The sequence below is a fragment of the Ulvibacter sp. 2305UL32-6 genome (assembly GCF_058148545.1).
On record NZ_JBYVKA010000001.1, the window covers coordinates 1,016,484 to 1,041,026 of the forward strand.

Sequence of the window (24,543 nt, forward strand, 5' to 3'; positions counted from 1 at the left end):
ATCAGTTTAAATACCTATAAAACAACATTTTAAACAAATCGTTTTCTAACAAAAGAAGAAGAAAAGTGTGAAATTATGGATACAGTTGTGTAAATTTTACACAGTTATTGTCACTTTTTAGTCGTGTTGGGGAGGTTTTCGGTTTGCTTTTTTTAAAGCATTATTCTTTTTCGAGCGGATACGCTTTTCAATAGCACCTTGAGAAGGTCTTGTTTTTTTGCGAGGCTTGGCTACCTTTAAATTTTCCGTAAGAATACTAAGAAGTCTAGATATTCCGATGGCCTTGTTCCTGTGCTGACTACGTGTTTCACTGCATTGAATAATAAGTTGTCCTTCCGAAGAAAGTTGTTTTACTAATTTTGACTGAAGCCGTTGCTTTTCTGTTTCCGTGAGCCCTTCCGAAGCATGCAAGGAGAAAGTAATCTCAACCTTAGAAGCCGTTTTGTTTACATGTTGACCGCCAGGACCACTGCTGCGAATTGCCTTAAAGGAAAGTTCTTTAATTATAATATCTGCATTCATCGCATAAGGGGTCGGTGCTCTTTTTGAAGTAGATCATTGACCGTTTTAACTGGATTAAACGTAATTAACGGAACCTCAACAAAAGCTGTATTCCATTTAGCCATAGCACCATTCCAGAGTCCTGGAAGCTCTAATGCCTTAAGGTCTTTACCATTTTGAGATTTATTTGAGATAAACCCACTATTTGGATCTACAAACTTAGTAAGATCAAATTTGTTTCCTTTATAATCTCTAACGCCACATACCAGATCAACAGGATTAAAATGTGTAGCTTCTTGTACGATCGCCTTCTGATGCGGATTGGTCATATCAATTTGAGCTGTTTCAACAATTTGCAAGGAATTTAGGCCCGTTTCATTCACCACCCAAAATGGTCCGCCGCCCGGTGCACCTGTATTCTTCACAACTCCACAAACACGAAGCGGTCTGTTTAAAATATAAGTCAGTTCAGCTATTCCTTCAGGGATTCCCTTTAAATGTAGTTGATTCCAAATAAACGAAGTAATCTCTTTGCGAACTTCTAAAGATACATCACCCTTTTCTAAGGCTTCCAAATACCCGAACATTTTACCTTGGAGCCAAAGTAATTTGCCCGCGAGTACTTTTTTATAATGCGCTATCTCTTCGACGTAATTTTCGGAAACTACATTATCGATGTTCTTAATAAAAATGACATCAGCATCTACTTCATTTAAATTTTCTATCAGCGCTCCATGCCCAGAAGGGCGAAATATTATATTTCCATTTTCGTCTCGAAAAGGTTGATTGGTTGGTGTAACGGCAATTGTATCTGTTTCCTTTTTCTGAAAAGAGTATGAAATATGAAAGTTCTTTTTCGTTTTCTTTGACACCCGATTTTTAACGCGTTCAAATTCCGACTTAAAAAGGTCTACATGTTTTTCTGAAAATGTAAAATGCAAATAAACATCTTCCTTTGCTACCGCGTAAAATGCAGCTTCATACAATTGCTCTTCAAAAGCAGTTACTGCGTATTTGGTGTATTTATGAAATGGAATGAGTCCTTTGGGGAGATTTCCAAAGTTGAGTCCGTCTTTATCCAACATAGATTTTACACAGATCATATAGCGTTGCCCCTTGTTGCATTGCTTATAATTTGGATACTTCTTGCGAATTTTTTTGCGAAGTTTACTTATAAAGGCAAATTCTTTAAAAGATTCGAAAAAACGAGCCACTTCTTGATGATTACCTTGCTTTAGAAAATCTGTAAATTTTTGCTTTTCTGGATCATAAAACTCAAGAAAATTGTGCAGAAATTTAAACATTCGGGTTGCTGCACCAGATGCTGGCACAAACTTAACAATATCTAAAGGTTCTTTTCTAGCGTCGTAAATAGCAGTGAGAGCCTCTTGATTCTCTTGGCTGATCACTTCAATTCCGTTGCCTATAGATGCTGCTGTTACCACTTGAGTACATGGGATGCCTCGCATAAACATTTCTAATTGCGACACAGCTTGATCCACTGATACTCCGTGATCTTTGATTTGAATAAGGTCTTTTTCTGTTAACATTATTGTATTCCAAATTCGCGATCTATCGCGCAAATTGCGTCGTGCAATCGCGTCTTTTGGTCGCCTTTTAAAACTTGGTAGGGAATGTTATTCTTTAGCAATTCGAACTCAAACTTACGAAATAGTGCCGACCTATCATAGGGTCTATCTCTTAAATCATCAGCTTCCCAAGGAGTATCTATATAGGTTAGTAGATAAAAATGATAGGTGTTCTTAGTCAAAGCCGTTATAATTTCTGGCGGACAAAAACCGTTGTAATAATATGAAGCATAGACTTTTAACTCTCTTAAATTAGTGTCTAAAAAGAGTAATTTATTAGCTACTACAGCGACCTCATTTTCGGCTTTCATTTGCCCTACAGCAATGGGTAATAAATCTTCTTTTTTACAAATTTCTTTATGATCATCCCATTTATTTTGTAGGTATTCTCTCATAAACTCGGGAACATACTGCGTATTGTAATGATTCGCGAGTTGTTTAGCCAAAGTAGTCTTACCCGTAGATTCTGGTCCGAATAAAACGATCTTTATGCAGTTTGAGGAGATTTGTTCAAGGTCTTTTTCCATGCTAAATAAGCCTGAATTGCTAAAATTGTAAAAATTAAATATTGTAAAGAAAACATTCCCCACCCTCGTGATGCGTAAAGTGGAACTGTAATAATATCGGCAAAGATCCAAAGGGTCCAATTTTCAATTTTCTTGTTTGCCATATACCACATAGCAGTAAAGAACACCCCCGAAGTAAATATATCGATATAATTAGAAGGCTCAATTACCGTTCCGTAAGCTCTGTAAACAGCATAAGTTACTATCATGGTAATTATAAAAAGCAGAAAACCAATAACTTTTTCTTTTTTGGTGGTTCGAGATATAGGCACTACGGGCACACCTTCCTTTTTCCGTGACCAATTCCACCAACCATACAGGCTCATAATAGAATAATAAAAATTCATCATCATATCTCCCATCAATTCATCTTGTAAAAACAAGTAGACCGTGATAACGGTCGCTACTAAGCCGGTGGGGTAAACCAAGACATTTCTGTTTTTGGCATATACTACACTTGCAATTCCGAAGAAAAAAGCAATTGCTTCCAAAATGATAAGATGAGCGGGCCTATCGTAATAGGGTTCGAGGAAAAAATCAAAAATGGGGTTCATAGTCGCTGCGATCCGATTTTACAATTTTAATATACAACAATCCGCGGTCTACTGCTTCTAAGGCTACTTTCATTTCTTTATTAAGCACTTGCATTACAGCATCATATTCGCCATAGATCTGTGTGCTTAAGGGATTTTCTAAAACTGTTAATCCGCTCTTTCGTAAACTTTTAATAAATGCAATAATTGCAGGTTCAAAATCGTCTTGTAAGGGAGTAAGAGTAAGTTCTACCGAAATATTCATAATCAGCTATAAATTAAGTCACAACAAACCTTGTTGCGAGAGATTTTTAATTCTTTTTTTTTCTTCAAATACGGTGCCCATTACAACCAAATCGGCGCCAGCATCATAGGCTTGCAGCCTTTGTTCTTCAGTTCTAATTCCTCCTCCAACAAGAAGCGGTATTTTTATTGCCTTTTTTACTTCTGAAATAATTTTGTCAGCAACAGGCGTCTTCGCGCCACTTCCCGCTTCAAGGTAGATCATTTTGGCGCCCATATACTGACCGGCAAGCGCCGTGTTTAGAATAGTTTCAACTTGAGTTTGTTGGATCGGACTTGTTTTACTCACTCTCGCCACTGCAGAGTCTTGTCCTCCATCTATCAATACATAAGCCGTTGGAATAATTTCCAAGGAACTATCTTTTAAAAACGGAACAGCCTTTACTTGCTGACCGATTAAATAATCGGGGTTTCTTCCAGAGAGCAATGATAAAAATAAAATACCATCGGCCGCCTCTGTAATTTGCTCGTAACTTCCAGGAAATAAGATAACGGGGAGCGAGGTGCTTCGCTTTAATGCCTTTACCACTCTTTCCGTCTGCCCTTCGAGTACTGTACTGCCGCCTACAAAAAAATGAGTTGTTTCCGTTGGAAGTTTTTGAAGAAACTCACTTACTTGTTCTACAATAAACTTTTCGGGATCTACTAAAACGGCAAGTGCTTTTTTACCTTGTAACCGATCGTTCAATATGTTTTGATATAGTGTTTCACTCATATCTGGTTTCCTTCTGAAAGTAGTGCATAGGCGCAGGTAAACCCTTCAAATTCTAAAAACCAAACGCGGTATTCTTCAGTTTTCCCTTCATAACTCACTTCCGAAGTCGTTTTAAGATCGTCCAAATTGAAATCGTCTACATAAATATGTTGTAAAAAACTTGTGCCGGGAGTTGCAAAACTTTTATAGAGCGACTCTTTTGCTCCCCAGACCATGGTTAATTTTCTCATAACCGCATCTTCATTAGCGAGCGTTCTATACTCTTCTATAGGTGTAAATTTATGCGCGATCTTTAAGATCTTGGAGCGTTGCTTTTCGATATCAATTCCTACTTCGGTATCACTTATAATTATCGCCGAGAATATAAATGAATGCGTTATAGAAATTTTTCGCCCGTCACGTAAATGTGGTTTCCCGTTGTCATCATAAAATAGATCATGATCGGTATAGCCTTCTATAGCAAGTAAATGACGTACGCTCATAAATCCACGCTGGTGTAGATCACTTTTCATCCCATCAACTCGTATCTGACAATTTTCCGTCAATTTTATGGGTGTCGCCAAGGTTTTAAAGTCTTCCGAAATCTTCCAAATCAGGACTTTAGTGGTTGGGGTAACTGTTATAGTTTTGTAAAGAGGCATGATTTTTAAACGATATTCCGTATTTTTGCTAGCGAAAAATTAGCACGGTAAAAGTACGTATTCTGCTGAATTTTTTGGTTTACAACGATTACAAATTACTTATAATTAAAAGAGTTTCCTGTTTCCGAGGGAATAAAAAGAAAAATACTATGTCTACGAAAACAATACCTTACACAGCTAACAAAGTAAAAGATATTACGCTTGCCGATTGGGGAAGAAAGGAAATAAAACTTGCTGAAGCAGAAATGCCAGGGCTGATGTCATTACGTGAAGAATACAAAAACGAACAACCTCTAAAGGGTGCTCGTATCGCTGGATGTCTTCACATGACCATTCAGACGGCCGTTCTCATTGAAACGCTTCAAGCCTTAGGAGCAGAAGTTACATGGAGTTCATGTAATATCTTTTCAACACAAGATCAAGCAGCTGCAGCTATTGCTGCTGCAGGTACCGCTGTTTATGCCTGGAAGGGTATGACCGAAGAACAATTTGATTGGTGTATCGAGCAAACATTGTTCTTTGGTGAGGAAAGAAAACCATTGAATATGATTCTTGACGATGGTGGTGACCTTACCAACATGGTTTTAGACAAATATCCAGAATTAGCTGCAGGAATTAAGGGGCTTTCAGAAGAAACTACTACAGGAGTGCACCGTTTATACGAACGTGTAAAGAACGGAACACTTCCTATGCCAGCGATCAATATTAACGATAGCGTTACCAAATCTAAATTCGATAACAAATACGGGTGTCGTGAAAGTGCCGTTGATGCAATTCGTCGTGCAACAGATGTAATGCTAGCCGGAAAACGTGTTGTGGTTTGTGGCTATGGTGACGTAGGAAAAGGAACAGCAGCCTCATTTAAAGGCGCGGGATCTATTATTACAGTAACCGAGATCGATCCTATTTGTGCTTTACAAGCTGCTATGGACGGCTTTGAAGTGAAGAAACTTGAGACCGTTATTGGTAATGCTGATATTGTAATCACAACCACTGGAAATAAAGATATTGTACGTCCTGAACATTTCCAAGCGATGAAAGACAAGACCATTGTATGTAATATTGGTCACTTTGATAACGAAATCGACGTAGCTTGGTTAAATGCCAATGCTACTAAAGACGAGATCAAGCCACAAGTAGATCTATATGATCTCAACGGAAAAGACATCATTTTACTAGCCGAAGGAAGGTTAGTAAATTTAGGTTGCGCTACGGGACATCCAAGTTTTGTGATGAGTAATTCATTTACGAACCAAACCCTTGCGCAGATCGAGTTATGGAAAAACGGACAAGCTTACGAAAATAAAGTATATATGCTTCCGAAGCATCTAGACGAAAAAGTAGCCAAATTACACTTAGAAAAGATCGGTGTAGAATTAACCGAACTTCGTGAAGATCAAGCATCTTACATTGGTGTTGATGTTCAAGGCCCGTTTAAACCAGAATATTACAGATACTAGACCCAAAACGTCTAATAAGTTACCTAAAAAACCCTCACAGCAAATGTGGGGGTTTTTATTTTAATGCCCTTTATGTTTGTTTATTAAGGCAATTGCCGTGCTTTCCGCTATAGTTGTGCCTCGATGCCAGCCTCGGCACAAGCTGCCACTGCAATCACTATTGCGAGCTAGGGCGTGTTCATTTTGCTCGGAGATACACCTCAATATAATCGGTTGTAGTTAAGTATTCTTGTCGTAATGCGGCAACAAATTGACCTACTCCTTCGTAATTATCATACTTCGGATTTAAACAATCTTTGTAAGCTTCATCAGTAACGGTAAGCGCGATATACCATTTTCCAAAGCGTGTTTCTTCAGCATCTTTTAAAATAGGATTATAGCCTTTTTCTTCCAAAGAAGAATTTACCAGAATAGGAATCAAATTAACTGTTTGCGTTTCTTTATTCACTTCATAAAAAGTCAAATACGCCTTTCTTTCATTGATTATAACAGGTACATTTCCGTCTTCATAGGTGATTTGGTATTTGGCATTGATATAATTATAAAATTCGTTTGCGTCTTTTGGGTCATCAAAAACATAAGCGTATTGGTTGGGCAACTCTTTGACAAATCGCTTCGCTTTCACCACCTCACCATGCTCCATATTGGGAGCGATCTTAAGCGGGATACACGAAAAACTAAGACTCAATAAAATAACAATGGCTAGGTATTTCATAATTTGGTTTTTTAGTTGTGTCTCAAAAACCATACCTATCTCCCTTGTTACTGCACACTCAGGTTTTAGCATGGCACTTAACCACGAGGTGTAATCCTAATGGCTATTTGAAACATCCAGTTATATACGAAGGAAATACTTTTCAACGTTCTCTACTAAGAAAGTTGAATTTTTATGTTCGTTAAACAGATAGTTTTCTTGGCATTAATAGTAGTTCCCACCTTCGGAAATGCGCAAATAGGCGATGTTATTAACCGTGATCATGGTAAACGCAGCACGTCAACACCTATGAGAGCAGAGCATAAAATTGATCTTAACCGTCTAGCGCGAAGTATTACTGGCGGTCAACTTTCCGAAGAGGCAAAAAGCAAGGCTATATTTAACTGGATCGCTGCCAATATCGCGTACGACCATACCTTGCACACGAGCAAAACGTTACAAAAAGAGATTTACACTTCCGAAGCGAATGTGGTTCAAACTGCGCTTAAGCGAAAAAAGGCCCTTTGTGGAGGATACGCCATGTTATTTCGCGATTTGTGTTCGGAAGTTGGAATCAAAGCAGAAGTAGTTCATGGATATACTAAGTTGTATAATGGACAAGCTAGAGCTACAAATAAAGTAAATCACACTTGGAATTCAGTAAAAATTAATGGTCAGTGGAAACTCCTGGATATCACATGGGCTAAAAGTCATAGTCGCAATGCTCGTCCTAATCTATTTTGGTATCACACCAGTCCGACCGATTTTATAAAGACGCATTATCCCGAAAATAAGCAATGGACATTACAGCCAAATCCAATTTCGCTTAAAGAATTCGACAAACCCGTATTCTCTCAATAGTTTAAAGCTCAATTAAATAGTAAAGGCTCCCTTTTTACTAAAAGGAGCCTTTGTTTGCATAGTTTTAGACGTTTACATCCCTACCTGCGACATCCCTGCCTGGTAGCAATAAATTTCACTGTTAATAAAAGCCAGTCCGTCTTCTCTTGTTGTATTTGGATCTAACTTTATGTCTTTACCATCTGGCAAGTGATACACGATAAGTCCTTCTTCAATAGAAGATAATTTGATCAATTCGCCGTTCTGTTTTACAGCATTCCATGATTTTTCTGAAGGCTTGTACACTAGATCGATACGTTCTCCCATTCGCTCTCCATCAAGAATTTTGATCTCAAAGCGATTTTTTGAAGCTTTCATTTCGAGATTGGTCCCATTGTGCTCAACAATCTGGGTTTCCATTTCGCCATCGGTCATCGCAATAGGATTGCTCCCGCTCCAAAATTCAATTACATTAAATACAATTACATCACCCATAAAAAAGAGACCATACACAGGAATAATGTTTAATCCCCAAAAGGCAAGATTATTGACAAATTTACTATCTGTAAGGTCCATATTCCAGTCTTTCAACCCATTGAAAGCACTAAAAGATCCTAAACAGCTTGAAAATAAAACGGAAGATGCCAAGGCACCGCAAATAATAATTTTTCTCATAATAATAGGTTTTAGATTATACATATGAAGTTACAACTTTTACTTAATAATTGTATTCCTTTTAGTATAAATCCGTTAGCTAATTTTTGAGGATTTCGCTCAAAAATTCATTGGGGAATCAATACATTTAAGTTAGTTTTGGGTTTTAAACATAAAATTTTAAATAATGAAAAAAATCAAAACTATCTTTCTATTTGGTGCGTTGTCACTTCTTTTATCTTCTTGTTATGTACAGACTCATGTTGTGGGTAATGGTGCGCAAGGAAACAATGAAGTTACAAAATGGAATCACTACGTAATTTACGGATTGGCACCAGTAGGTGTTTCTCAGCCTGAAACTATGGCAAATGGGGCAAAAGACTACACTGTAACAACTAAGCACTCTTTTGTAAATGGTCTTGTTAATGCTATTACTTTTGGTATTTACAGCCCTACCACTACTATCGTTAAATATTAAGCATGTTAAAGCGAATAGCCTTTTTTATATGTTTATTGCTCCTATGCAGGTCTATTTACTTTTTGGTAAAGCTTGTTGGGTTTAAAGTCACTAATTTAAGTGATTTTGGTCAAGGTGCTTTATTGGGACATGTGTTGCTTTTTATCATACTAACCATTATTAGTATCCTATTGGCAAGACATATCTGGTTTAAAAAGGTAAAATAGTCTAAACACAAAAACCCCAACCAGAAATTCTGATTGGGGTTTTTAATCGTTTAAAAGAAAATCTCGATTAAGCTTCAGCCGAAGGCACGATGCTTACATACGATTTGTTATCTTTCTTTTTAGTAAACTTTACAACACCGTCTACACGAGCGTGTAAAGTATGGTCTTTTCCACCATATACATTCTCACCTGGGTGATGTGTATTACCACGTTGTCTTACAATGATATTTCCAGCAATAGCAGCTTGTCCTCCAAAGATCTTTACACCTAAGCGTTTCGATTCGGATTCTCTACCGTTTTTAGAACTACCAACTCCTTTTTTGTGAGCCATTTTGTTTCGGTTTTAAGTTCCCGTTATGCAACAGGATATAAGTTAAACTTGAGTGATGAGCAATTACGCTTTCCCACCGTCTAATTCGTCTTGCCATTTTTTAAGCTCATCCCACTTACCATCGGCAGCCAATTGAGCTTGTGCTGGCCATGTGTCTGTTACGTGGTTTCCACGAACATCTGCGATGATATCAGCGATCTTAGCAGCATCTGTCTTTGCTAATTTAGCAAATGTATCAATTCCTGCTTCCGCTAAAGTTTCAGCAATTTTAGGACCGATACCTTCAACTTTTTTAAGATCGTCTGCCTTAGCAGTTTTCTTAGGAGCGGCTTTCTTTGCTGGAGCAGCTTTTGCTGTTTCCTTTTTAGGCGCTTCTTTCTTTACTTCTGCTTTAGGTTCAGCTTTTTTAGCTTCTGCCTTTGGAGCAGCTTTTTCGGCTTTTGCCTTTTTAGCTCCTGAAGCAACAATGCTTTCAATTACGATTTCAGAAAGTGCTTGTCTGTGACCGTTTTTCACACGGTAGCCTTTTCTTCTTTTCTTTTTGAAAACAATAACTTTGTCACCTTTAAGGTGTCTAACGACTTTTGCTCCAATAAGAGCGCCGTTTATAGCCGGGGCGCCAATGGTAACATTGTCACCGTCACCAATCAAAAGGACATTGTCAAACTCGACTTTTTTTCCTTCTTCAGTAGCTAAACGGTTAACAAAGACCCTTTGATCTTTCGCAACTTTTAGTTGCTGCCCTGCTATCTCTACAATTGCGTACATAGCGTAACGTTTAATTAAATTAATTTATAATTTCCTCTCTGTTTTTGCAGCTTTCGGCTACCTACACGAAGATCTTTCGCGTAAGAGGGGTGCAAATATAATTTTAATAAGTGAATCTGCAAAGTCTTTAAGCACTATTTTACAGCACTTTCAGCACAAAAAACGTCTCCCCTTTTATTTTCTATTCGCTAAAAGAACACCCGCTAAAATAACAGAGGTCGCTCCCAACTGCATTGCAGAAAATTTCTCGTCGTCTAAAAGCCCCCAAAGCAAGGCTACAATGGGAATAGTATAGGTAACTGACGAAGCAAATACAGGGGTGCTAATTTGCACCAGCTTATTGAATAAAACCTTGGCCACACCCGTGCCAACCACGGCAAGAATAAGCAAATAACCTAAAGCCTTATGTGTTGCTTCGGAAGTGATCACTTCTTTTTCAAAAAACCCAGAAAACAACAAGACGATAAACGCTGGAATTACTAAAACGATAAAATTCCCCACAGCAATAGCCATTGCCGGTATTTCCTGAAGGTATCTTTTGATGATATTTACATTGATCGCATAGCAAACGGAAGCCGCTAAAACCAAAGCACTATACCAATAATTCTGATTGGGGTTGACCTCTGCACCACTCCAAATAAGCAAAAAACTTCCTATCAATCCCACGATCACACCTACCAATTGATTGCGCGAAAAACCTATAGCAAAAATGGAAGCGCCTAAGACAAGCGTCATAATTGGGGTAGTCGAATTTAATATACTCGCAATAGCACTGTCGATCTCTGTTTCTGCGAAAGCAAAAAGGAAAGCCGGAATAAATGTGCCCATAAAGGCAGAAATGGCAATCCATTTCCATTCGTTTTTCTTGATCTTCTTTAAAGAACGAAAACCAATAAGCAAAAGAAAAGTAGCTGCAAAAAGTGTTCGAAGAGCACCCAATTGCAGTGGAGTTAGACCAATGAGTGCTTTTTTAATAAGTATAAAGGAACTTCCCCAAACAACTGAGAGAACCGCCAAATACATCCACTTTTTTTGATCCATTTTCATGCGCTGCAAAGATGAGGCTTTAAATTGAAAAGTAACGATGTAAAATGTTGGAAATACAGTGTTGAGTGTTGGGTGTGGGGAACAGTAAATTGTCTTGAATACTGAAAAATACTTCGGAAAGAGACAAAACAAAAATCGGCTGGCAAGCAGCTCATTTTACTTAAAAAAACACGCTTGTTAAAATTTCCGAAGAAAACCTAATGCTCAACCGGCGTCCAAGTGAGTGTTTCCATAATATGACGCATATCTTCACGCAAATAGATCACAGCGGGATATAAGGAATCAAAATTTGGTTTGATGTTAAAATAAAGTGAGCCCAACAAAAAATGATCGAGACTATCGGTCACATAGAACTGCGCCTGTGTAGCGGCATTTCCGTTGATCTCATAAAACATCCCATAACTGTTGTGTTCGGGATTTACAAATACCTGACTTGGTATGGCGTCGGCATGCGTATTATGATCATAGGTCAACTTCTGCGCATCATATAATAACGAATCCAAATTCTGATTACGAACAGGTTGATATGTTAGATAAACCGTAGCATTCAAATTCGGATAATGAATATTCATACCGTAATTTCGCTTTGCTATTAAGGTGGCGGCAGTGTTTTTCTCAAAGGTATAGGGAGCCGCTGTTTTTGCAAGTGAATAGGAAGCTTTAGGATACTCTAAACGCAGTTTCGCCTCTGGCTTCACGGTTACTTCATCTTCACAAGAAGCAAAAAAAACAATAAAAAGAATGGCAGCAATAAAACGCATATTATAACGGACTTATTTGAACTTTGATCTGTTTGATGCGCTTGTTGTCAAACGCTTCAATGGTAAACGTAAATCTGTCAAAAATTATTACTTCATTGAGCTTTGGAAAGCCTTTAGAAATTTCCAGCAAAAATCCCGCAACTGTTTCGGCTTCACCTTTCGCGTCGTCAAAAAGTTCGGTTTCTTGCCACTTAATTGCTTTATAAAAATCTTTTAAAGGTGTTTTTCCTTCAAAAATAAAGGTATTGTCATCTAATTTGGAGAAGATCAGATCATCATCATCAAATTCATCGCTAATATCACCAACAATCTCTTCAATGATATCTTCCAAAGAAATAAGACCGCTTGTACCGCCATATTCATCAACCACAATAGCCAGGTGCATCTTCATCTGCTTAAATTCATTTAACAGATCGTCTAGTTTTTTATTCTCAGGAACGAAATAAGCGTCACGCTTTAAATTTTGCCAATCTAAGGTCTTACGATCAATGTGGGGCATTAGATCTTTAACATATAAGACTCCCGTGATCGTATCAATGTTGTCTTTATATACCGGAATTCTGGAATATCCGCGTACAATAATTTCGGGCATGATCTCCTTAAAAGAGGCTTCTTCATTAAGCGCAAAAATATCCATCCGGTTCTTCATAACCTGCTTGGTATCTGTATTTCCGAAGGTCACAATACCTTGTAAGATCTTTTGTTCTTCCTGAGTTGTATCGCGCTCATCGGTAAGTTCAAGAGCTTGTGAAAGTTGGTCGACGGTAATATTCGATTTCTGATTTCCGAATTTGTTATGAATGGCAATCGTTGCAGCACGCATAGGCATACTAATAGGTGTAAGAAGTGTATCAAGTACATTTAGCGGATATGCCATAAACGAAGCGAATAACACTTTGTTTCGGCTGGCGTATATCTTCGGAAGAATCTCTCCGAATAACAAAATCAGAAAGGTTACAACACCAATCTTTACAAGAAATACAGCATTAATTTCAAAGAAATAGGCATCGAAAGAATAATTCCATCCTTCAAACCAAATAGAGCTCAAATTCTCAAAGAGAAGTACGATGGCAATATTGATCGTGTTGTTTGCAACCAATATCGTAGCAAGCAATTTTTTGGGCTTTGAAAGCAGCTTGCCCACAACCTCCATTTTTTTTGAACGTTTATCCCCTCCCTCCTCAAGATCGGTTGAAGACAAAGAGAAAAAAGCAACTTCGGCGCCACTAATTAATGCAGAACAACCCAAAAGTACGAGCAAAATCACCACGCTCGCAACGTTGGTATACGATAAAAGTGAGATTAATAATAAACTAGGAGGCTCTATGTCCAAGGTAGTTAAATTCGCCAATCAAAAACTGGCAGGTTAAAATTAAAATGGTAGATCATCTTCTTCAGGGGCCACAGACTGCGATGACTGCGAACTCTGAACATTTTGTTGAGTTGCTTGACTAGAAGGAGCGTTTGTACTTCCTGCTTGCTGCATTCCGCTTTCCGCTTTAGGCGACAGAAATGTAAAGTCTGTACATTGAATTTCAGTGCTATAGCGATCATTTCCTTGGTCATCTTGCCACTTTCTCGTCTTTAAACGCCCTTCAATATATACTTTATCTCCTTTTTTTAGATACTTTTCACAAATTTCAGCACCCTTATTCCGAACAACAATATTATGCCATTCGGTATTCGAAACCTTCTCACCCGTGGTTCGGTTTGTATAGGTTTCGTTGGTAGCCAATGGAAATCGACCAATAGCTCCGCCACCTTCAAAATAGTGCATTTTCACTTCGTCTCCCGTATGCCCAATTAGCATCACTTTATTTAATGTTCCACTCATATGTTTAGTTTCATAACTAGTAATTTACAAAGGTAACCTTTGCAAACTAAATATACTTAATTTTTTGATTTTTGAAACCTCTCCTACATTAATGTGTTTCTTAAAATTAGCTTACTCCAACACAAAAAAATGCATTAAAAAAATTCTGAGACAAAATCGGCTATTAACACCGGAACTGCATACTCTTGCACCTCTTTTATTGGGATTCCCTTTGGAAATGCTTCGGAAAGAGAACAGATCCAAAAACGGGTAGTCAAATGTTGATGCGAAAGTTTATGAACAATTAGATTCTCATTATACATACTGATTGATTCAATAGGGTGATTCTCACTAAATTTCTGAAATGCCTCTATTTGCTGCAACTCTTCAAGATTTACTTCCGAAGTTGTTTCGATCAACGGAAATTCAAATAACTTTTGCCATATCCCCTTGCCCATTCGCTGATTAAGCAAGGTTTTATTGTCTTCTGAAACTAGCACCATATAATTAAAGTAACGCGATTTCACTTTGGCAGCTTTTATCTTTACAGGCAATTGCGCCACCGTCTTGTTTTTATAGGCCATGCAATGCGTATTGAGCACACAGTTCTCACAATCCGGATTTTGCGGTGTACAGTGGCGAGCGCCAAATTCCATGACCGCTTGATTGAATGTGCCAGCTTGCGAGGTATCGATAAGCTCTTGCGCCAATTTTTTAAACTCCTTAGCCCCTGCAGTACTATTTATAGGTGTGTCAATTTGAAATACACGTGCCAAAACACGATATACATTTCCATCCACCACAGCTGTTGGTTCATTATAACATATAGAGGCGATAGCACTGGCCGTATAATCACCCACTCCTTTAAGAGCCAATAGATCTTTATATGTTGTTGGAAAGACGCCATTGAGTTCGCCCGACACATATTTTGCCGAGGCATGTAAATTTCTCGCTCGCGAATAATAACCTAAGCCTTGCCATCGTTTTAGTACATCATCCTCAGAAGCTTTTGCTAGATCATGAATGGTGGGATATGCCCTTATAAAGCTTAAATAATATGGTAATCCTTGAGCTACACGGGTTTGTTGTAAGATCACTTCGCTCAACCAAATGTAATATGGGTTGGTTGTTTCCCGCCATGGCATATCACGTTTATTGTCTAAGTACCACGTTATGAGTTTTTTAGCAAAAAAAGTAGAGGTGTTGAGCATTTGGCAAAAATAATAGTTATCTATTTATATTTTAATAGATTACCGTTTGAGTATTTGATTAAATAATCGTTATATTTGCCGTCTTGAAAAACAAACCCAATACTTATTATAAATATTTTAAACAAAAAAACATGACGAAAGCAGATATCGTAGCGAAGATCTCAGAAAAATTAGGAATGGAAAAAGGTGATGTACAAGCTACTGTTGAGACCTTTATGGAAGAAGTAAAGACGTCTCTTGAGAGTGGTGATAATGTATACCTAAGAGGTTTTGGTAGCTTTATTATCAAGACGAGAGCAGAAAAGACAGGAAGAAATATTTCCAAAAACACAACTATTAAAATCCCTGCACATAATATTCCAGCATTTAAGCCTGCAAAGATTTTTGTTGAAGGCGTGAAAACGAATGTAGAAGTTAAATAATAATCTGTCCCGTCTTCGGGCGGGACGCTTTAAAACACTCTAAATATGCCAAGTGGTAAAAAAAGAAAAAGACATAAGGTAGCGACGCATAAGCGTAAAAAAAGAAGACGCGCTAATCGCCACAAAAAGAAGTAGTGATTTCACTACTTTTTTTGTTTAAGACAATTCGGTTCATCAATTGGTGAACCGATACTAACAAATCGTTCTTTGAAAATGAAACTATTCTGCGAAAGCCTTATAGTTTCGACGGGTTAAAAACCTGTGATAATTTATTGTTTAATCCATCCCGATAATATCGTCGGGACTAAAATTAATGCCAAGTGAGCTACGAATTATTTATAAGATCCAGTTCACAAGAAGTTGATTTTGCCCTTTTAAAAGATGGAAGACTATTAGAATTACATAAGGAGGAAGAAGGGAACAAGTTTTCGGTAGGTGATATTTATATCGCTAAGATCCGAAAGACCGTTCCGGGTCTAAATGCCGCATTTGTAAATGTTGGTTACGAGAAAGATGCATTTTTGCACTATCACGATTTAGGTCCTAAAGTTCTTTCCCTCTTGAAATTCGTAAAACGTGTAAGCACAGGTAAGCTTAAAGATTACTCTTTAAAAGATTTCCCATTTGAAAAAGAGATTGATAAGAATGGAGGTATTAACGATGCCCTCAAATCAAATCAGTCAACTCTGGTACAAATTGTTAAAGAACCCATTTCCACTAAAGGACCCCGTATAAGTTCAGAGCTATCTGTAGCAGGACGTTATATTGTATTGGTTCCATTTTCAGATCGAATTTCAATTTCACAAAAAATTGAATCGAAAGAAGAAAAGGAAAGGCTCAAACGCTTGATTACAAGCATACGACCAAAAGGTTTTGGTGTTATTATACGCACCGTAGCAGAGGGCAAAAAAGTAGCAGAACTGGATAGAGATTTACAAAATCTCGTTGATCGCTGGACAGCGATGTGTAAAAAGCTACAGGGAGCACACCACCCTTCAAAGGTGTTGAGTGAGTTAAATAGGGGAGCCTCTATTATTCGTGATATCTTCAATGATTCTTTTACGAATATTTATATAGACGACGAAACCCTATACTTGCAAATTAAAGATTACGTGCAGGAAATAGCACCAAATCAAGACAATATCGTAAAGCTTTATGACTCTAAAGTTCCCATCTTTGAAAAATTTGGGATCGAAAGACAAATAAAAACTTCCTTCGGGAAAACCGTTTCTGGAGCAAAAGGTGCCTATCTGGTCATCGAACACACGGAAGCCATGCACGTCATTGACGTCAACAGTGGTAACCGTAGTAACAAATCGAAAAACCAAGAAGATACCGCGCTCGAAGTAAACATTATTGCAGCTACAGAAGTAGCGCGCCAATTGCGTTTACGAGACATGGGAGGAATTATTGTAGTAGATTTCATTGATATGGGCTCTGCTGCAAACCGCAAGAAACTCTATAATCATTTGCGCGATGAAATGGCAGATGATAGAGCAAAGCACAAAATTCTTCCACCCACAAAATTTGGATTGATCCAAATTACACGACAACGGGTGCGACCAGAAATGAATATTAAAACGCGCGAAGAAAATCCTGAAATAGGAGATGACGGCGAAATTGAAGCACCAATTAATGTGGTGAATCGAATTAATGAAGATGTTAAACGCCTCTTCAAAAAAGACTATAAAAAGTTAACGTTAAATACGCATCCTTTTATAGCGGCCTTTTTAACCAAAGGCATTCCATCTGTGCGTTCCAAATGGTTTATGGAGCACAAAAAATGGGTGAAAATTCAACCAAGAGATGCTTACACGTATCTAGAATATCATTTTCACGATAAAAACGGTGAAAAGATAGTCTAAAACTCAAACCCTCCCTCGCGAAAGCTTTGGAGGGTTTTTTTATTGCCTCCCACGACCATCGGGATATGAAGGTGTGTTTTTTGGGCATTCCTCTCGCCTCTTTCCAAGAGGCTCCTGGCGGGCTATTCGCTGCAATCTCTTGGTTTCACCAAGAGGATTTCCACTGCTATCCCTAATGCATTTCTCTTCCATAACGCTTTCAACACTACATTAAATGAACTCGCTATGCTCAAACAGAATTTAGTGCTTAACGCATTTTCAAGCTATGGAATGTGAAGTCAAATGCGAGGGCGATTCCAGAACCGTTTCCGTAGAATAGGCACTCAAAAGCTACGGAATTCAGGAGCGTAGCGACGCGTAGTTTTGAGTGTGCTTTTCAGCTCTGCTGAAAAATTCCTCGGAAAGGGGTCTTTTCTTTTGGTTCGTTTTCTTTGGACAAGCAAAGAAAATGAACGAACCATATCATTACAAAATAGGTCGGTTTTTTCATCTAAAGAAAAAATGAACAGAAGAAAAAAAGAAGTAATTTCCCTTCGTGAAACCAACAAAAACCTATACCGTTGAAGAAGCTCGGCAACGCCTAGAACGCTATTGCGCCTATCAAGAGCGCTGCCATAAAGAGGTAGAGCAAAAACTCTACGAAATGCAAATGATCCCCGCAGCCAAAGAGCAGATCATTCATCATCTATTACAGCATAATTTTCTCAATGAAACACGCTTTTCACAAGCTTTCGCTCGTGGAAAATTCAGAACAAAAAAGTGGGGAAAGACGCGTATTACACGCGAACTTAAGATGCGTAATATTTCAGCATACAATGTAAAACTAGCACTTAAGGAAATTCCAGAAAGTGAGTACTATAAAACCTTTGATGCGCTCGTTGAAAAACGCCTGCAACAACTCACTTCCGAAGAGAATCTTCAGAAAAAAAGAAAAAAACTAGCCGATTATCTGTTGTATCGCGGTTGGGAATCGCACTTGGTCTATGAACGTGTACGAGAGGTTAACTAGATATTAAACGAAGTACCTACTGTAACGGTCACTTGATTATTTAATTCCTCCACCGAACTCAGGTTATCCTTGTAATAAGCAAAAGGGATATGCAATTCGCTATAGAGCCCAAAACCATTTGAAAAGAAATACCGAATTCCTAAATGACCTCCAAAATTACGCGTCCCTACATGTAGTCCTGGATAGACATCTAAAGCTCTATCTGAAGTAATCACATTTCCAATATTAGCATTAAAACGCCCTTGCACATCAAAACGATCTTCAAACTGCGCACCTAATGATCCTTGCACATTTAATAAGTAAGAACTGTAAACGCCCAGTGAGATATTTTCACCCAATCCAAAATCAACTGAACTAGCAATGCCTGTTCCACCGCTTTGAATATTCGCGCCCACCTGAAATTTAATATCCCCGGCGCCGGTATAAGCTTGAGAAAACAATAAAGAAGTCGTCAACAATGCAAAAGAAAGTAGTAGATTTTTCATAGATATCGCTATTTAACTGAGTTTATCATTCGTTCGTAAGATGGCCTGCTTATTTTTCCAATCGATCCATTTTTGTCCTTTAATACGTCGCATCAACGTATCAAAATGTCGCATGATCGCAATATTGTAAACAGCTTTTGCTAAATTTTTAGGGTTTCTAGCAATCGCACGTAAACTCATCGAAAAACCTGGTGTGGCATAACGCATATAATGCCAATATCCTTCGGGCATGTATAAAACATTCCCATGGGTCAAGTTGGCTCGAAACCCCTTTGCCTTTTTTAAAGCTGGCCATTGTTCGTAATCCGGATTTTTAAAATCAATATCTTCCCGCACGATCAATGAATGTGGTATCTTATAAAGAAAATCATTCTGCTTTTGATCAAAAAGAATGGTCTCTTTTTCACCGTGAAAATGGAAGTGAAAAATATTTGCCAGATCGATATCGTAATGCATGAACGTGTGCGAATTAGTTCCCCCAAAAAAGAGCATAGGAAGCCCTTTCATAAGCTTTAAACCAAAATCTGGGTACTGATAATCCTTTTGTAGCTGAGGCACCTCCTTAAGGATATTCCAAAGAAAAATACGATACTTTGTAGGTTCTCGTTTTAAAAGCTCAATATAATCCCGCATTTTCATCTTTGCGTGAGGTTCGTTAAAACCATCGTTGTGATTGACAGGGCGATCATCATAAAGCGGAACTTCTTTATCGCCCGCAACTTCAGCCATATAGTCGAGATTCCATTTAGAAAAGGCAGGCCAATCTTCAATAAAACGCTCAATAACCACAGGTTTTTGAGGCTTAAAGTAGTTAGCAATGAAATCTTCCTTGCTAATGGTTTTGACTCTGTCTATTTCTTGTAATTGCATAGCTATTTCCGAAGTAAACGAAGATACGAAAGGTAACAAAAATCTAACAGCAAATTAACACGCCTTTACCATCAATCAAAAATAAATATAGCCGTAACCTTCGTGTATATGCTATACTTTTCGGAAAAATATAATTTTAAAACCTAAAGCTTGGCCTTTGCTTTAGCTTCTTCATTACGCTCAATAGAATGACCTGGTCTAGACCATTTCGGTTTCTCCCCCAAGGGCTGATGCTTTGAATGCGCCGCCTCAACCGTTTCTGGCTGGGCTTTTTTAACGAACGGCTTCATAGGTTCTAATCCCAGCAACTCAAACATTTTCATATCTTCATTGACATCTGGATTGGGCGTTGTAAGTAATTTATCTCCCGCAAAAATCGAATTCGCTCCAGCAAAAAAGCACATTGCTTGTCCTTCGCGACTCATCTCTGTTCTCCCTGCGGAAAGACGAACTTGGGTGTTTGGCATAACAATACGTGTAGTAGCAACCATTCTGATCATATCCCAAATAGAGATGGGCTCAATATCTTCCATAGGCGTTCCTTCTACAGCAACTAATGCGTTGATTGGAACGGATTCTGGCTGCGGACTCAAACTCGCCAAGGCAACTAACATTCCAGCGCGATCTTCTAAGGCTTCTCCCATCCCAATGATACCGCCGCTACATACAGTCACGTTGGTTTTGCGCACATTCCCAATGGTATCTAATCTATCTTGGTACGCTCTTGTTGAGATAACATCTTTATAGTAGTCTTCGGAAGTATCTAAGTTATGATTATAAGCGTACAATCCAGCCTCAGCAAGGCGTTGCGCCTGATTTTCAGTGATCATTCCGAGGGTACAACAAACCTCCATATCTAATTTATTGATAGTCCGAACCATCTCCAATACTTGGTCAAATTCTTGGCCATCCTTAACATTTCGCCAAGCAGCTCCCATACACACGCGTGAACTTCCCGAAGCTTTAGCACGTAAAGCCTGTGCTTTTACATGCGAAACAGTCATTAGATCGTTTCCCTCTATGTCGGTATGATAGCGCGCTGCTTGCGGACAATAACCGCAATCTTCCGGACAACCCCCTGTTTTAATAGAAAGCAGTGTTGAAACTTGTACTTGATTAGGGTTATGTGAACTGCGATGTACTGTTGCCGCTTCGTATAACAATTCCATCATAGGCTTGTTATAAATAGCTAAAATCTCGTCTTTGGTCCAGTTGTTTTTTACACTCATATGGTTATTATTAGACCCCACAGGTTTTAAAATCTATGAGGTCTTATGTAATTTCAAAAATAAGTAAATTAAGTTTAGGCTTATAAATAATCTACCGATGATAGGCTTTAATTAATCCTTGTCTGTTATTTCTTCCTCCGTTTCGCCCTCAATATCTTTTCCTTTTAGATAATCTGGCAATTGCATTCCTGCCATATTAAACATTTCTTGTAAGGGCGGTACAGCACCATACATTCCTGAAATAAAGTTTGAAGTAGCTGTTTTACCATCTTTACCGCCACCATTCTCCCAAACGGTCACTTTATCTATTTTGATGTTTTTAATTGCCTCAGCCTGCAACTTGACTAGCTCTGGTAGTTTATCTGCAACCAATAATAGCACCGCATCTTTCGAGTTGTTGCCTGCTGCCTTTACAATTTGATCGAGACCTTGCGCTTGTTTCGTTAGAATTTCATAAAGTCCTTGTGCCTCTGCTTGTGCCTTAAATAAGATCGCATCAGCCTCCCCTTTTGCCAGTCTTCTAATCTGTTCAGCTTCGGCCTCTGCATTAATTTCTACTTTCTTTTTATCGATTTCCGCAGGAACAATAACGTCTGCTAGTTGTGTACTTCGCTCTCTTTCTGCACGAGAGACTTCGGCTAGTTTTTCGGCTAAATAAGACTCTTCCAAAGCCTTTGCTGTTTGTACTTTTTCTGAAGCAATCGCAACACGTTCGGCTTCTGCTTCTCTTTGACGACGTAACGAGTCACTGTTTGCGACGGCAATTTTTGCAGTATTTTCTCCATCAACAGCTTTAGCATTTGCTGCAGCTACTTGGGTTCTCTCATCTTGTACCGCGTTAGCTTCCCCAATAGATCCGTCCCTTGTTTTTTCGGCAACCGACTTACGGGCCGCGTTAATAGCGTGCGCAGCAGCTTCTTTACCTAAAGCTTCAATATAGCCAGATTCGTCAACGATATCTGTAATATTTACGTTGATTAACTTCAAACCCACTTTCTTTAGTTCGCTTTCAACACTGTTTGAAATATTAGTTAAAAACTTATCACGATCATTGTTGATCTCTTCAATGTCCATAGAAGCGACTACAAGACGTAACTGACCAAAAATAATTTCCATGGCGAGTTCTTGAATTTCTTGTTGACCAAGACCCAATAAACGCTCTGCAGCATTTTGCATGATACCCGGTTCTGTTGATACTCCAATAGTAAATCTCGAAGGCACATTAACTCGGATATTCTGTTTACTCAAGGCATTCACTAGATTTACCTCAATAGAAATTGGTGTTAGCTCTAAAAATTCATAATCCTGAATTACAGGCCAAATAAAAGCCGCTCCACCATGAATACATTTGGCAGAATTTCCTGTTCCAACTTTACCGTAAACCACCAAAATGCGATCTGATGGACATCGCTTATACCTGCGTATAAAACTAATGATGATGATAAAGAAAAATAATATAGCGAACCCTATAGCGGCTAAGCCAGCGAAAGATTCTAGTTGTAATGGTAGTGTTAGCATATTAAATAGTGTGTTTATTTACGATTAAAATTCCGTTGTCTGTTACATTAGTAACTGTTATAATGTCTCCTTGTACTAAATCATAATTTTCATCTGTAAGAGCTTCAAGATCCCGCAACCCGCCTTGTACGTTTACCTGTACTTTTCCTATTCGAGATCTATTCGCACCAATAGTTAAATACACTTCACCAACGCTATTAATAGCGTTTTTTATCTTGAGTGAACCATCACTATCTAGTTTTGCCAAATAATAGAACAGTGACGCCATCGCTAGCATCATCAGTAAACCACAAATTACCGAAATAACGATGGTAAGTCCCGTTGAATATCCTGCATCCAAACAAGCGATTCCGCTCCATCCAAAAATGGTGAAAAATCCCATTAAGTTTTTAAACGAAAGAAACTGAAACCCTATTCCCGAGTCTCCATCAACTTCCGCATCAACATCGCCCAAGTCATCTACTTCACCGCCCACAAAGGTCAATACTAAAAGGACAAGAAAGATTATTGAAGAGATACCAGCAGTAAGCCAATAAACTGTTTCAAACGTACTAAGCGAAGCAAACCATTGTTCCATAGTTAAGTATTTTAAAGATTAGAAATATACTAACTTTTAAAGGCAACCAGACAATTTGCTCGATCGATTGTTCACAAGGATACTAACATATCGCAGAAGCAATACATGATTGTGAAACCCATGTTGGATGAGCTATTTCGGGATGTTAAAAGTTTAATAGAGTGTACTTGAGGTGTCTTTAAAAAGACTTTTTAAATCCTTTTACTATTTTGAAGCTTCACGAGGTTGGGACACATAAGTACGCTATTAGTCGCATTTAGAGCGTTTTGTTACACCTACGCCCCGTACTTTTCCAAAATAATGGAAACAGCATTGCCGCCAAAACCCACCGCATTGATCATGATCGTTTTTAATTCCTTCGGAAGATGACGTGCATTACTAAAAAATGGATTCTCTATAAATGCATTCTGTTGAAGCATTAAAACAGCCATCTCAACGCTTAACATCCCTGAAGCTGCAAAAGTGTGCCCTATCATCCATTTGTTGGAAGTGAGTAAGGGTAATTTCTTTCCGAAGACAAGATCAATAGCTTTCTTTTCTGAAAGATCACCTTTAACTGTTCCAGGCGCGTGCATGATGATCGCATCAACTGTTTGTAATTGTGCATTATCTAAAGCCCGTTTCATTGATCGTTGAAAACAATCGGCATTCTCAGAAATAGAGCTGTTGTGCGTAATTGCTTCCGAAGCAAATCCGTATCCCTTAATAATGGCCTTCGTTCTTTCTGAAATACCACGTTCCAATACGGCCACGGCAGCACCTTCACCCAACACCATGGTGTTTTTCTTCTTTTCAAAGCGCATGGATTCGCAAGCTCGCAGGTTTTCAGAAGTGCTATATAACTTTAATGCCTGCATTTGCGCCACTGTAAAAGGAGTCAAAGCTGCCTCACTACCGCCCACTACAAAAGCATCTGCCATTTCAGCTTGTAACCACGCAATTCCGTTTAGCATCGCATGCATAGCTGTTGAGCAGGTCACCGAATGATCAATATGTATGCCTTCTACGCCTAATTCTTGGGCCACCCACGACGAAATATTACCTAAAGTGGTAGTTGGCGAACTAAAAGGAGAAACCTTTCCGCGCTTCTGAAAATCACTATAATAGTGTTCAAATAACTGCGTTGCTCCGCGTGAAGAACCAATATTGACACCTATATTTTTCTTCGGAAGGGCTTCGTTCGCAAAAAGACATTTAGAAGCAGCCATAGCCAATAAAACAGTACGATCTAATTTTTTGTAGGCCAAATTGGACTGCTGAAGTTGCTTTAAAAGTTCTTCTGTTTCCGAAGAAATTTCAGAAACAAAAACTTCCGAAGCACCTAATTTCTTACTATTAAAAAGTGCCTGTTTATATTTATACCGCTGCCAAACAGCTTCCGCGCTTAATCCTAAAGCAGAAATGGAGGAAATAGCAGTAATGGAAATAGGATGCTTCAAATTTTGTAATTTGGCACA

At 38.5% G+C, this 24,543-nt stretch carries 28 protein-coding genes; 6 read left to right on the forward strand and 22 right to left on the reverse strand.

Annotated elements, in window-relative coordinates:
• Positions 1 to 117: 117 nt before the first annotated feature.
• Genes arfB through ACY2RU_RS04930 form a run of 7 tightly spaced genes read right to left on the reverse strand, consistent with a single transcriptional unit; the run spans position 118 to position 4,848 of the window.
• Positions 118 to 522, reverse strand: coding sequence for an alternative ribosome rescue aminoacyl-tRNA hydrolase ArfB (arfB, locus tag ACY2RU_RS04900; protein WP_490137286.1), 405 nt, complete (start codon positions 520 to 522; stop codon positions 118 to 120).
• Positions 519 to 2,051: a DUF4301 family protein gene (locus ACY2RU_RS04905; RefSeq protein WP_490137287.1), complete on the reverse strand. Its 1,533-nt coding sequence runs from the start codon at positions 2,049 to 2,051 to the stop codon at positions 519 to 521. The genes arfB and ACY2RU_RS04905 overlap by 4 nt, the downstream gene beginning before the upstream one ends.
• Entirely contained in the window at positions 2,051 to 2,617 is a 567-nt protein-coding gene (locus ACY2RU_RS04910) for an AAA family ATPase (protein WP_490137288.1), read from the reverse strand. Before ACY2RU_RS04910 ends, ACY2RU_RS04905 begins: the two co-directional genes overlap by 1 nt.
• Positions 2,578 to 3,210, reverse strand: a complete 633-nt coding sequence (gene pnuC / locus ACY2RU_RS04915) for a nicotinamide riboside transporter PnuC (RefSeq protein ID WP_490137289.1) — start codon at positions 3,208 to 3,210, stop codon at positions 2,578 to 2,580. Before pnuC ends, ACY2RU_RS04910 begins: the two co-directional genes overlap by 40 nt.
• Complete coding sequence (locus ACY2RU_RS04920) at positions 3,194 to 3,454, reverse strand: thiamine-binding protein (RefSeq protein WP_490137290.1); 261 nt, start codon at positions 3,452 to 3,454, stop codon at positions 3,194 to 3,196. Before ACY2RU_RS04920 ends, pnuC begins: the two co-directional genes overlap by 17 nt.
• Positions 3,455 to 3,472: 18 nt before the next feature.
• On the reverse strand, positions 3,473 to 4,207 hold the full coding sequence (locus ACY2RU_RS04925; protein ID WP_490137291.1) for a phosphoglycerol geranylgeranyltransferase: 735 nt from the start codon (positions 4,205 to 4,207) through the stop codon (positions 3,473 to 3,475).
• Entirely contained in the window at positions 4,204 to 4,848 is a 645-nt protein-coding gene (locus ACY2RU_RS04930; protein ID WP_490137292.1) for a 4'-phosphopantetheinyl transferase superfamily protein, read from the reverse strand. Before ACY2RU_RS04930 ends, ACY2RU_RS04925 begins: the two co-directional genes overlap by 4 nt.
• 149 nt (positions 4,849 to 4,997) lie before the next feature.
• Between ACY2RU_RS04930 and ahcY the strand changes: the two genes are divergently transcribed.
• Positions 4,998 to 6,308, forward strand: a complete 1,311-nt coding sequence (gene ahcY / locus ACY2RU_RS04935; RefSeq protein WP_490137293.1) for an adenosylhomocysteinase — start codon at positions 4,998 to 5,000, stop codon at positions 6,306 to 6,308.
• A 178-nt stretch (positions 6,309 to 6,486) separates the two neighbouring features.
• Here the strand turns inward: ahcY and ACY2RU_RS04940 are convergent, their stop codons facing one another.
• Complete coding sequence (locus tag ACY2RU_RS04940; protein WP_490137294.1) at positions 6,487 to 7,023, reverse strand: hypothetical protein; 537 nt, start codon at positions 7,021 to 7,023, stop codon at positions 6,487 to 6,489.
• Between the two features lie 198 nt (positions 7,024 to 7,221).
• Here ACY2RU_RS04940 and ACY2RU_RS04945 point away from each other — a divergent pair, with 198 nt between their 5' ends.
• Entirely contained in the window at positions 7,222 to 7,863 is a 642-nt protein-coding gene (locus ACY2RU_RS04945) for a transglutaminase domain-containing protein (protein WP_490137295.1), read from the forward strand.
• A 72-nt stretch (positions 7,864 to 7,935) separates the two neighbouring features.
• On the opposite strand, the gene ACY2RU_RS04950 is transcribed toward ACY2RU_RS04945, so the two are convergent.
• Positions 7,936 to 8,517, reverse strand: coding sequence for a DUF3332 domain-containing protein (locus tag ACY2RU_RS04950; RefSeq protein WP_490137296.1), 582 nt, complete (start codon positions 8,515 to 8,517; stop codon positions 7,936 to 7,938).
• Positions 8,518 to 8,683: 166 nt separating this feature from the next.
• Here ACY2RU_RS04950 and ACY2RU_RS04955 point away from each other — a divergent pair, with 166 nt between their 5' ends.
• Positions 8,684 to 8,974 (forward strand): Bor family protein, encoded by a 291-nt coding sequence (locus tag ACY2RU_RS04955; protein ID WP_490137297.1) that lies wholly within the window; start codon positions 8,684 to 8,686, stop codon positions 8,972 to 8,974.
• 273 nt (positions 8,975 to 9,247) lie between these two features.
• On the opposite strand, the gene rpmA is transcribed toward ACY2RU_RS04955, so the two are convergent.
• The 7 genes from rpmA to mutY all read right to left on the reverse strand — a co-directional run bounded on the left by rpmA (position 9,248) and on the right by mutY (position 15,111).
• Positions 9,248 to 9,511 carry a 50S ribosomal protein L27 gene (gene rpmA, locus ACY2RU_RS04960; protein ID WP_371455674.1) on the reverse strand — a complete coding sequence of 88 codons (264 nt, stop codon included), beginning with the start codon at positions 9,509 to 9,511 and terminating at the stop codon, positions 9,248 to 9,250.
• Positions 9,512 to 9,574: 63 nt separating this feature from the next.
• Positions 9,575 to 10,279 (reverse strand): 50S ribosomal protein L21, encoded by a 705-nt coding sequence (rplU, locus tag ACY2RU_RS04965; protein WP_490137298.1) that lies wholly within the window; start codon positions 10,277 to 10,279, stop codon positions 9,575 to 9,577.
• A gap of 174 nt (positions 10,280 to 10,453) precedes the next feature.
• Complete coding sequence (locus ACY2RU_RS04970; protein WP_490137299.1) at positions 10,454 to 11,320, reverse strand: DMT family transporter; 867 nt, start codon at positions 11,318 to 11,320, stop codon at positions 10,454 to 10,456.
• Positions 11,321 to 11,523: 203 nt separating this feature from the next.
• Positions 11,524 to 12,087, reverse strand: a complete 564-nt coding sequence (gene gldD, locus ACY2RU_RS04975) for a gliding motility lipoprotein GldD (RefSeq protein ID WP_490137300.1) — start codon at positions 12,085 to 12,087, stop codon at positions 11,524 to 11,526.
• A 1-nt stretch (position 12,088) separates the two neighbouring features.
• Positions 12,089 to 13,420, reverse strand: a complete 1,332-nt coding sequence (gene gldE, locus ACY2RU_RS04980; protein ID WP_490137301.1) for a gliding motility-associated protein GldE — start codon at positions 13,418 to 13,420, stop codon at positions 12,089 to 12,091.
• A gap of 39 nt (positions 13,421 to 13,459) precedes the next feature.
• Entirely contained in the window at positions 13,460 to 13,921 is a 462-nt protein-coding gene (locus ACY2RU_RS04985; RefSeq protein WP_490137302.1) for a single-stranded DNA-binding protein, read from the reverse strand.
• A 134-nt stretch (positions 13,922 to 14,055) separates the two neighbouring features.
• Positions 14,056 to 15,111: an A/G-specific adenine glycosylase gene (mutY, locus tag ACY2RU_RS04990; protein WP_490137303.1), complete on the reverse strand. Its 1,056-nt coding sequence runs from the start codon at positions 15,109 to 15,111 to the stop codon at positions 14,056 to 14,058.
• Between the two features lie 83 nt (positions 15,112 to 15,194).
• On the opposite strand from mutY, the gene ACY2RU_RS04995 reads away from it, so the two are divergent.
• The 3 genes from ACY2RU_RS04995 to ACY2RU_RS05005 all read left to right on the forward strand — a co-directional run bounded on the left by ACY2RU_RS04995 (position 15,195) and on the right by ACY2RU_RS05005 (position 18,407).
• Positions 15,195 to 15,533, forward strand: coding sequence for an HU family DNA-binding protein (locus ACY2RU_RS04995; protein WP_490137304.1), 339 nt, complete (start codon positions 15,195 to 15,197; stop codon positions 15,531 to 15,533).
• Positions 15,534 to 15,853: 320 nt separating this feature from the next.
• Entirely contained in the window at positions 15,854 to 17,398 is a 1,545-nt protein-coding gene (locus ACY2RU_RS05000) for an Rne/Rng family ribonuclease (RefSeq protein ID WP_490137305.1), read from the forward strand.
• Between the two features lie 535 nt (positions 17,399 to 17,933).
• Positions 17,934 to 18,407 (forward strand): regulatory protein RecX, encoded by a 474-nt coding sequence (locus ACY2RU_RS05005; RefSeq protein WP_490137306.1) that lies wholly within the window; start codon positions 17,934 to 17,936, stop codon positions 18,405 to 18,407.
• On the opposite strand, the gene ACY2RU_RS05010 is transcribed toward ACY2RU_RS05005, so the two are convergent.
• The 6 genes from ACY2RU_RS05010 to ACY2RU_RS05035 form a co-directional block, all read right to left on the reverse strand.
• A complete protein-coding gene (locus tag ACY2RU_RS05010) occupies positions 18,404 to 18,892 on the reverse strand; it encodes a DUF6646 family protein (RefSeq protein WP_490137307.1) in 489 nt (162 codons plus the stop codon). The two genes, ACY2RU_RS05005 and ACY2RU_RS05010, sit on opposite strands and share 4 nt — an antisense overlap.
• Positions 18,893 to 18,904: 12 nt before the next feature.
• Entirely contained in the window at positions 18,905 to 19,762 is an 858-nt protein-coding gene (locus tag ACY2RU_RS05015; RefSeq protein WP_490137308.1) for a cupin-like domain-containing protein, read from the reverse strand.
• Between the two features lie 143 nt (positions 19,763 to 19,905).
• Entirely contained in the window at positions 19,906 to 20,991 is a 1,086-nt protein-coding gene (gene bioB, locus ACY2RU_RS05020) for a biotin synthase BioB (protein ID WP_490137309.1), read from the reverse strand.
• Positions 20,992 to 21,102: 111 nt separating this feature from the next.
• Positions 21,103 to 22,509 (reverse strand): flotillin family protein, encoded by a 1,407-nt coding sequence (locus ACY2RU_RS05025; RefSeq protein ID WP_490137310.1) that lies wholly within the window; start codon positions 22,507 to 22,509, stop codon positions 21,103 to 21,105.
• A 1-nt stretch (position 22,510) separates the two neighbouring features.
• Positions 22,511 to 23,086, reverse strand: a complete 576-nt coding sequence (locus ACY2RU_RS05030; RefSeq protein ID WP_490137311.1) for a hypothetical protein — start codon at positions 23,084 to 23,086, stop codon at positions 22,511 to 22,513.
• A gap of 275 nt (positions 23,087 to 23,361) precedes the next feature.
• On the reverse strand, positions 23,362 to 24,525 hold the full coding sequence (locus tag ACY2RU_RS05035) for a beta-ketoacyl synthase N-terminal-like domain-containing protein (RefSeq protein WP_490137312.1): 1,164 nt from the start codon (positions 24,523 to 24,525) through the stop codon (positions 23,362 to 23,364).
• Positions 24,526 to 24,543 lie beyond the last annotated feature (18 nt).

What these genes read in the sequence shown, in the direction of transcription:
- arfB (WP_490137286.1), bottom strand. Translation starts at nt 522, where the DNA reads ATGAATGCAGATATTATAATTAAAGAACTTTCCTTTAAGGCAATTCGC.
- ACY2RU_RS04905 (WP_490137287.1), bottom strand. Translation starts at nt 2,051, where the DNA reads ATGTTAACAGAAAAAGACCTTATTCAAATCAAAGATCACGGAGTATCA.
- ACY2RU_RS04910 (WP_490137288.1), bottom strand. Translation starts at nt 2,617, where the DNA reads ATGGAAAAAGACCTTGAACAAATCTCCTCAAACTGCATAAAGATCGTT.
- pnuC (WP_490137289.1), bottom strand. Translation starts at nt 3,210, where the DNA reads ATGAACCCCATTTTTGATTTTTTCCTCGAACCCTATTACGATAGGCCC.
- ACY2RU_RS04920 (WP_490137290.1), bottom strand. Translation starts at nt 3,454, where the DNA reads ATGAATATTTCGGTAGAACTTACTCTTACTCCCTTACAAGACGATTTT.
- ACY2RU_RS04925 (WP_490137291.1), bottom strand. Translation starts at nt 4,207, where the DNA reads ATGAGTGAAACACTATATCAAAACATATTGAACGATCGGTTACAAGGT.
- ACY2RU_RS04930 (WP_490137292.1), bottom strand. Translation starts at nt 4,848, where the DNA reads ATGCCTCTTTACAAAACTATAACAGTTACCCCAACCACTAAAGTCCTG.
- ahcY (WP_490137293.1), top strand. Translation starts at nt 4,998, where the DNA reads ATGTCTACGAAAACAATACCTTACACAGCTAACAAAGTAAAAGATATT.
- ACY2RU_RS04940 (WP_490137294.1), bottom strand. Translation starts at nt 7,023, where the DNA reads ATGAAATACCTAGCCATTGTTATTTTATTGAGTCTTAGTTTTTCGTGT.
- ACY2RU_RS04950 (WP_490137296.1), bottom strand. Translation starts at nt 8,517, where the DNA reads ATGAGAAAAATTATTATTTGCGGTGCCTTGGCATCTTCCGTTTTATTT.
- ACY2RU_RS04955 (WP_490137297.1), top strand. Translation starts at nt 8,684, where the DNA reads ATGAAAAAAATCAAAACTATCTTTCTATTTGGTGCGTTGTCACTTCTT.
- rpmA (WP_371455674.1), bottom strand. Translation starts at nt 9,511, where the DNA reads ATGGCTCACAAAAAAGGAGTTGGTAGTTCTAAAAACGGTAGAGAATCC.
- rplU (WP_490137298.1), bottom strand. Translation starts at nt 10,279, where the DNA reads ATGTACGCAATTGTAGAGATAGCAGGGCAGCAACTAAAAGTTGCGAAA.
- ACY2RU_RS04970 (WP_490137299.1), bottom strand. Translation starts at nt 11,320, where the DNA reads ATGGATCAAAAAAAGTGGATGTATTTGGCGGTTCTCTCAGTTGTTTGG.
- gldD (WP_490137300.1), bottom strand. Translation starts at nt 12,087, where the DNA reads ATGCGTTTTATTGCTGCCATTCTTTTTATTGTTTTTTTTGCTTCTTGT.
- ACY2RU_RS04985 (WP_490137302.1), bottom strand. Translation starts at nt 13,921, where the DNA reads ATGAGTGGAACATTAAATAAAGTGATGCTAATTGGGCATACGGGAGAC.
- mutY (WP_490137303.1), bottom strand. Translation starts at nt 15,111, where the DNA reads ATGCTCAACACCTCTACTTTTTTTGCTAAAAAACTCATAACGTGGTAC.
- ACY2RU_RS05010 (WP_490137307.1), bottom strand. Translation starts at nt 18,892, where the DNA reads ATGAAAAATCTACTACTTTCTTTTGCATTGTTGACGACTTCTTTATTG.
- ACY2RU_RS05015 (WP_490137308.1), bottom strand. Translation starts at nt 19,762, where the DNA reads ATGCAATTACAAGAAATAGACAGAGTCAAAACCATTAGCAAGGAAGAT.
- bioB (WP_490137309.1), bottom strand. Translation starts at nt 20,991, where the DNA reads ATGAGTGTAAAAAACAACTGGACCAAAGACGAGATTTTAGCTATTTAT.
- ACY2RU_RS05025 (WP_490137310.1), bottom strand. Translation starts at nt 22,509, where the DNA reads ATGCTAACACTACCATTACAACTAGAATCTTTCGCTGGCTTAGCCGCT.
- ACY2RU_RS05030 (WP_490137311.1), bottom strand. Translation starts at nt 23,086, where the DNA reads ATGGAACAATGGTTTGCTTCGCTTAGTACGTTTGAAACAGTTTATTGG.